Genomic DNA, 5930 nt, shown 5'->3' on the forward strand with positions numbered 1-5930 from the left:
CGAAGGGGCGATTGCCCGGCAGCATGATGTCCAGGCGATTCACAATCTGGTGAAGAGGTTCTTTACGCTCAAGCGCCATGCCAACAATACACCAGACCATCATTTCGAGGGGAAGACGGCGCTTGCGTAGCGTTACAGTACCTGATTCGGCAAGGCAACGAGAGATGAGTTCGGGGTCGAGGTAATCCCCCAGAGAAGTCAGTGGGTTACGCAGAGAATCGTAACGGGATACCAGATCAAGAGCCTGTCCAATGTGCATAAAAAAATCCGGAAACAAGTGAGCGTTTCCGGATTCTTACACAGCCACTGGATCGGTCAACTGATCCTTAACTGATCGGCATTACTCCGGGCGGAGAGGGTTAACGTCGCTTAATATTGCGTAGGAGCTGGAACTGCCGAAGACGGATTCACCTGAGTTGGTGAAGTCGAAGGTACGGTAGTCGTTGCACCACCGCTGGCCTGAACCGGCACGGCGGTTTGCTGCACCGGCACCAATGTCAGGTCGGCTTTAGTTCCGCCCTTGTTGATCACCGGCTGAACGGTATCGGTAATAAATACCAGTTTGTCATTCACGGTAATCGCCGCACTCAACAGAATACGCGCGTTCGGCTGAACATCTGCCGGGTTAAATGGCAGAACAAAGCTGAATGGTGACTGTTTACCTTCGGTACGCACCGCTTTCTGCGCCAGCACTTTTGACGGTGCATCGGCTAACGACGCGTCAGAAAGTGTCACGGTCAGCACAGCATCAGGCGGCAGTGCGACTTTCTGCCGGATCCAGACGGTACCGGAGACATTCGGTTGCTGGATAGCAGGTTGTTGTGTTGCTGAAATAGACGTATTTGCAGCCGGGGCTGGCGTCTGAATATCCGCGCTTTTATCTGCGCAAGCCGCCAACGCAATCGCAACCGCTAAACCACTGGCCATGTGCACGAGTTTCATTCATTTCTCCTTATTATCAATGCACCAGCGGGCTAACTTTCCTCGCCGGAAGAGTGGTTAACAAAATAGTAACGTCAATAAGTGTGGCACACATCACGCATTTCTGCCTGTAATTAGCCCGTAATTCAGATTATTGCACCCATCGGACCAGTGGCAAATTTGCGTTATACTCAACTCACTTTGGCTTGCTGCGGCAGCTTTGTTACTGGAGAGTTATATGAGTCAGGCGCTAAAAAATTTACTGGCATTGTTAAATCTGGAAAAAATTGAGGCAGGACTCTTTCGCGGCCAGAGTGAAGATTTAGGTTTACGCCAGGTGTTTGGCGGCCAGGTCGTGGGTCAGGCCTTGTATGCTGCAAAAGAGACCGTCCCGGAAGAGCGGCTGGTACATTCGTTTCACAGCTACTTTCTTCGCCCAGGCGATAGTAAGAAACCGATTATTTATGATGTCGAAACGCTGCGTGATGGTAACAGCTTCAGCGCCCGCCGGGTTGCTGCTATTCAAAACGGCAAACCGATTTTTTATATGACGGCCTCTTTCCAGGCACCAGAAGCGGGTTTCGAACATCAAAAAACAATGCCGTCCGCGCCAGCGCCTGATGGCCTGCCTTCGGAAACGCAAATCGCCCAATCGCTGGCGCACCTGCTGCCGCCAGTGCTTAAAGATAAATTCATCTGCGATCGTCCGCTGGAAGTCCGTCCGGTGGAGTTTCATAACCCACTGAAAGGTCACGTCGCAGAACCACATCGTCAGGTGTGGATCCGCGCAAATGGTAGCGTGCCGGATGACCTGCGCGTTCATCAGTATCTGCTCGGTTACGCTTCTGATCTTAACTTCCTGCCGGTAGCTCTACAGCCGCACGGCATCGGTTTTCTCGAACCGGGGATTCAGATTGCCACCATTGACCATTCCATGTGGTTCCATCGCCCGTTTAATTTGAATGAATGGCTGCTGTATAGCGTGGAGAGCACCTCGGCGTCCAGCGCACGTGGCTTTGTGCGCGGTGAGTTTTATACCCAGGACGGCGTACTGGTTGCCTCGACCGTTCAGGAAGGGGTGATGCGTAATCACAATTAAAAAATAGCCGGAGGTGAAAACCGTCCGGCTGTTTTTTGCAGTGCTTGTTACGCGTTATAGGCATTCTCGCCGTGACTGTTGACATCCAGCCCTTCTAGCTCCTGCTCTTCCGGTACACGCAGACCAACCGTCAGATCCGCCAATTTGTAGCCAATAAATGCCACCACACCGGACCAGACGATCGTAATGGCGATGCTTTCCAGCTGTACCAGCAACTGATGACCCATCGTCACACCTTCAGCGAAGCCCACGCCGCCCAGCGAGCTGGCGGCAAAAATCCCGGTCATGATACAGCCGACAATGCCACAAACGCCGTGCACACCGAAGACATCGCAGGGATCATCCACCCGCAGCAAGCGTTTGAGCATGGTAACGCCCCACAAGCCCGCCAGACCAGCTACCACGCCGATAATCAACGCGCCGCCAACCCCAATGTAGCCGCACGCTGGCGTCACGCCGACCAGACCGGCAATCGCGCCAGAACACGCCCCCAGCAGTGAAGGCTTACCACGCAGCGCCCATTCACCGAAGATCCAGCCAAGAATTGCCGCCGCCGTTGCGACCACAGTATTCACAAATGCCAGTGCCGCGATTTCATTCGCCGTGCCCGCTGACCCGGCGTTAAAGCCAAACCAACCGATATAGAGAATGGCAGTCCCGGTGAAGACCATCGGCAGGTTGTGCGGTTTAAACGCCTCTTTACCGAAGCCCACGCGTTTGCCTATCAGATACGCGCCCACCAGACCGGCGATTGCGGCGTTAATGTGCACCACTGTGCCACCCGCGAAATCCAGTGCACCGTGAGAAGCCAGCAAACCGCCGCCCCACACCATATGCGCAATCGGAATGTAAGAGAGCGTCAGCCATACCACCACGAAAATCAACACAGCTGAGAAGCGGATTCGTTCCGCCAGCGCCCCAACTATCAAGCCTACGGTAATGCAGGCAAACGATCCCTGAAACGCTACGTGGATATACTGATAAATGCTGCCCATCACCGCCGTCAGTTCGATGTTTTTCAGCATCAACCAGTTAACGTTGCCGAAGAAGTTGTTACCCTCACCAAACGCCAGCGAGTAACCGTAAACCACCCAGAGAATACAGACCAGTGCAAACGTCACCGTCACCTGCATCAGCATCGACAGCACGTTTTTGCCGCGAATCAACCCACCGTAAAACAGGGCAATCCCCGGAATAGTCATAAACAGCACCAGCGCAGTACAAATCATCATAAACGCATTGTCGGCTTTATCGGCCACCGCAGGTGCAGCCATTACCAGTCCCGGCAGCATCGCCAGTGAAGCAAGCCCAGTTTTTATCATCGCTATCTTCATTTTTCGTTCCTGTTGCTGTGTGCCAGAGATTACAGCGCCGCTTCGTCGGCTTCGCCGGTACGAATACGAATGACGCGTTGCAATTCAGCGACGAAGATTTTGCCGTCGCCAATTTTTCCGGTGTAAGCCGCCTTACTGACGATATCGATCACTTCATCGAGTTGGTCATCAGCAATTGCCACATCAATTTTTACTTTTGGCAGGAAGTTGACGCTGTATTCCGCCCCCCGGTACAGCTCGGCATGCCCTTTCTGACGCCCGAAACCTTTCACTTCGGTGACGGTCAGGCCCTGAATACCAATGGAAGATAACGCTTCACGAACGTCTTCCAGCTTGAATGGTTTGATTATCACGGTCACCAGCTTCATAGATCCCCTCCGGTCAGAATTCGGTAATGGTTCTGCTACACGAAGAAGGTATTGCAAGCGGTGTGCCAGAAATGAAAAACGAGAAAGAGAGCAGGAAGTTAAGAAGATTGAAAATGAAAACGCACTATGACAGTGCACAGTGCGTTACATTTTTGCACCAACGATGAAATATTGCGCTATTCAGGCGCTCAATGATTCTTCTTCACGCACGCTGGCTGCCAGCTCTTCGCCCGCAAGTTGCAGTTGATACATCTGCCAGTAGCGTCCCTGGGCCGCCAGCAGTTGCTGGTGAGTGCCCTGCTCCACGGCTTGCCCACGATGAAGCACCAGAATGGTGTCGGCATCAACAATGGTCGATAAGCGGTGAGCAATCACCACCAGCGTGGTATGTTCACGCACAGCCGCCAGAGCATGTTGAATCGCCTGTTCAGTACCGGAGTCAATGCTGGCGGTTGCCTCATCAAGGATCAGGATTTGCGGCGTCTCCACCAACACGCGTGCCAGTGCCAGCAGTTGCTTTTGTCCGACGGAGAGATTATTCCCCTGCTCGCCCAGCGGCGTATAAATACCATCACTCATGCTGCGCGCCAGCTCCGCCAGTTGCACGGTTTCCAGCGCCTGCCAGACGCGTTCTTCGGAGATATCACGCCCCAGCGTCACGTTGGCGAGGAAGGTATCCGCCAGCACCACCGGATCTTGCTGCACCATTGCCACGCCCTGGCGCAGCGCGCTGTGACTTAGCGAACTTAATGGACGACCATCAAGGCGAATCTCACCTTCCGTTAGCGGGTAATAGCCCATCAATAAACTGGCGAGGGTGCTTTTGCCACTGCCGGTATGCCCGACCAGTGCCACAAAGTTACGCGAAGGCACAGAGAGATTAATGTTCTTTAGCACCAGATTGTCATCGCGATAAGCAAATGACACGTTATCGACTTCGATGGTGCCACTCTGTAACGGGCGATCATCATTGCCATATTGCTGGCGCGGTCCGTCCATCAGTTCAAACACGCGCTCACCAGCAACAACAGCCTGTTGCAGCATCGCCTGTTGCGTGGTCAGTTCGATTAAGGGTTCGTTAAGTCGCCCAAGATAGCTGATAAACGCATACAGCACGCCTACTTCAATGGTGCCGCTAGCGGAGAAGCCAAACAGCATCAACAAGCCACAAAGAATGAGCGATGAAAACAGACTCAGCAGCGGACGCAGCAGAAAACCGTCGAGGCGCAGGGTTTGCATCCTGGCCATATAGTGTGAACGACTGGCCTCCCCCATACGTTCGCCAAATCGCGCCTGCTGACGGAACTGCTGGATAACGCTCATGCCATTGATGATTTCGTTAAAGCCGTCGTTGATATCCGCCAGATAGGCGCGCACACGACGGACAATCGGCGTGCTGTAACGCTGGTATATCACCATTACCACCAGCACCACCGGGAAAATCATTATCGCCACCAGCGCCATTCGCCAGTCGAGGCTGAACATCGCCACCAGCATCGCGCCCACCAGTGCGGCGCTACGCAGGACAGTTGCCACTACGGTAACGTAGAGATCGCGGATCACTTCAGTGTCATTAGTGACGCGGGAAATCACCTGCCCGACGGGTTGGGTATCAAACTCGCTTAATGGCTGGCGCAATGCGGCATCCATCACGTCGGTACGCAACTGTTGCACTACGCCTACTGCCGCCCGATTAAACAGCAGCGACTGCGCGTAATGTAGCCCGGCGGCAAACAGTTGTAGCCCAACATACGCCGCAGCCAGCCCTGCAACCATTTTCAACGGCAGGTTATTTTTCGCTACCATATTGTCGATAAAATAGCTGATAAGCAGCGGCCCACTGACTTCTGCCGCTGCCGCAACCCACATCATCAGGACCGCAATCCCCAGCGGTTTACGCCACGGCGAACCGTACGCTAACAGACGCTTGAGAGTCGGCCACAGTTGGCTAAAACTACGCATCGACGGCCTCCTCGCGAATTTCCGGAGCGTCGTCGAGCGCCGCCTCCAGTTGTTGATAGCGATACATATCGCGATACCAGCCGCTTTGTTGCGCCAGCTCATCATGATTGCCACGCTGGGCGATATGTCCGTGCTGCATCACAATAATTTATATGAACGCATCCCGTTTGCAAGGCATCCATTGTTTTGACATGACGGGTAGGTTGCAGCTTTATATCCGGCTTTATTGCAGCCGTAACGCTGCGA

The 5930-nt window shown here is 53.7% G+C and carries 6 protein-coding genes and 1 pseudogene; 1 reads left to right on the forward strand and 6 read right to left on the reverse strand.

Annotated features, from left to right (window positions below):
- Positions 1 to 277: transposase domain-containing protein (locus tag BGK49_RS08700; protein WP_024249094.1), on the reverse strand; the 277-nt coding region annotated here is incomplete at its 3' end.
- A 92-nt stretch (positions 278 to 369) separates the two neighbouring features.
- Positions 370 to 942 carry a YbaY family lipoprotein gene (locus tag BGK49_RS08705; protein ID WP_000779826.1) on the reverse strand — a complete coding sequence of 191 codons (573 nt, stop codon included), beginning with the start codon at positions 940 to 942 and terminating at the stop codon, positions 370 to 372.
- Between the two features lie 217 nt (positions 943 to 1159).
- Between BGK49_RS08705 and tesB the strand changes: the two genes are divergently transcribed.
- The gene (tesB, locus tag BGK49_RS08710) at positions 1160 to 2020 is read left to right on the forward strand and encodes an acyl-CoA thioesterase II (protein WP_004981073.1); all 861 of its coding nucleotides are present in this window, start codon (positions 1160 to 1162) and stop codon (positions 2018 to 2020) included.
- Between the two features lie 47 nt (positions 2021 to 2067).
- Here tesB and amtB read toward each other — a convergent pair whose 3' ends face one another.
- From amtB to BGK49_RS25965, 4 genes and pseudogenes are all read right to left on the reverse strand, one after another.
- Positions 2068 to 3354 carry an ammonium transporter AmtB gene (amtB, locus tag BGK49_RS08715; RefSeq protein WP_000684902.1) on the reverse strand — a complete coding sequence of 429 codons (1287 nt, stop codon included), beginning with the start codon at positions 3352 to 3354 and terminating at the stop codon, positions 2068 to 2070.
- A gap of 29 nt (positions 3355 to 3383) precedes the next feature.
- Positions 3384 to 3722 carry a P-II family nitrogen regulator gene (gene glnK, locus BGK49_RS08720; RefSeq protein WP_000780338.1) on the reverse strand — a complete coding sequence of 113 codons (339 nt, stop codon included), beginning with the start codon at positions 3720 to 3722 and terminating at the stop codon, positions 3384 to 3386.
- A gap of 180 nt (positions 3723 to 3902) precedes the next feature.
- Complete coding sequence (locus BGK49_RS08725) at positions 3903 to 5684, reverse strand: SmdB family multidrug efflux ABC transporter permease/ATP-binding protein (protein ID WP_001256174.1); 1782 nt, start codon at positions 5682 to 5684, stop codon at positions 3903 to 3905.
- Positions 5677 to 5832: pseudogene (locus BGK49_RS25965) on the reverse strand (hypothetical protein); the annotation flags it as partial. The pseudogene BGK49_RS25965 and the gene BGK49_RS08725, both read right to left, overlap by 8 nt.
- Between the last annotated feature and the right edge of the window lie 98 nt (positions 5833 to 5930).

The organism is Shigella sp. FC1544, from assembly GCF_001722145.1.
In the GTDB taxonomy this organism is placed as follows: Bacteria; Pseudomonadota; Gammaproteobacteria; order Enterobacterales; family Enterobacteriaceae; genus Escherichia; species Escherichia coli.

What these genes read in the sequence shown, in the direction of transcription:
- BGK49_RS08705 (WP_000779826.1), bottom strand. Translation starts at nt 942, where the DNA reads ATGAAACTCGTGCACATGGCCAGTGGTTTAGCGGTTGCGATTGCGTTG.
- tesB (WP_004981073.1), top strand. Translation starts at nt 1,160, where the DNA reads ATGAGTCAGGCGCTAAAAAATTTACTGGCATTGTTAAATCTGGAAAAA.
- amtB (WP_000684902.1), bottom strand. Translation starts at nt 3,354, where the DNA reads ATGAAGATAGCGATGATAAAAACTGGGCTTGCTTCACTGGCGATGCTG.
- glnK (WP_000780338.1), bottom strand. Translation starts at nt 3,722, where the DNA reads ATGAAGCTGGTGACCGTGATAATCAAACCATTCAAGCTGGAAGACGTT.
- BGK49_RS08725 (WP_001256174.1), bottom strand. Translation starts at nt 5,684, where the DNA reads ATGCGTAGTTTTAGCCAACTGTGGCCGACTCTCAAGCGTCTGTTAGCG.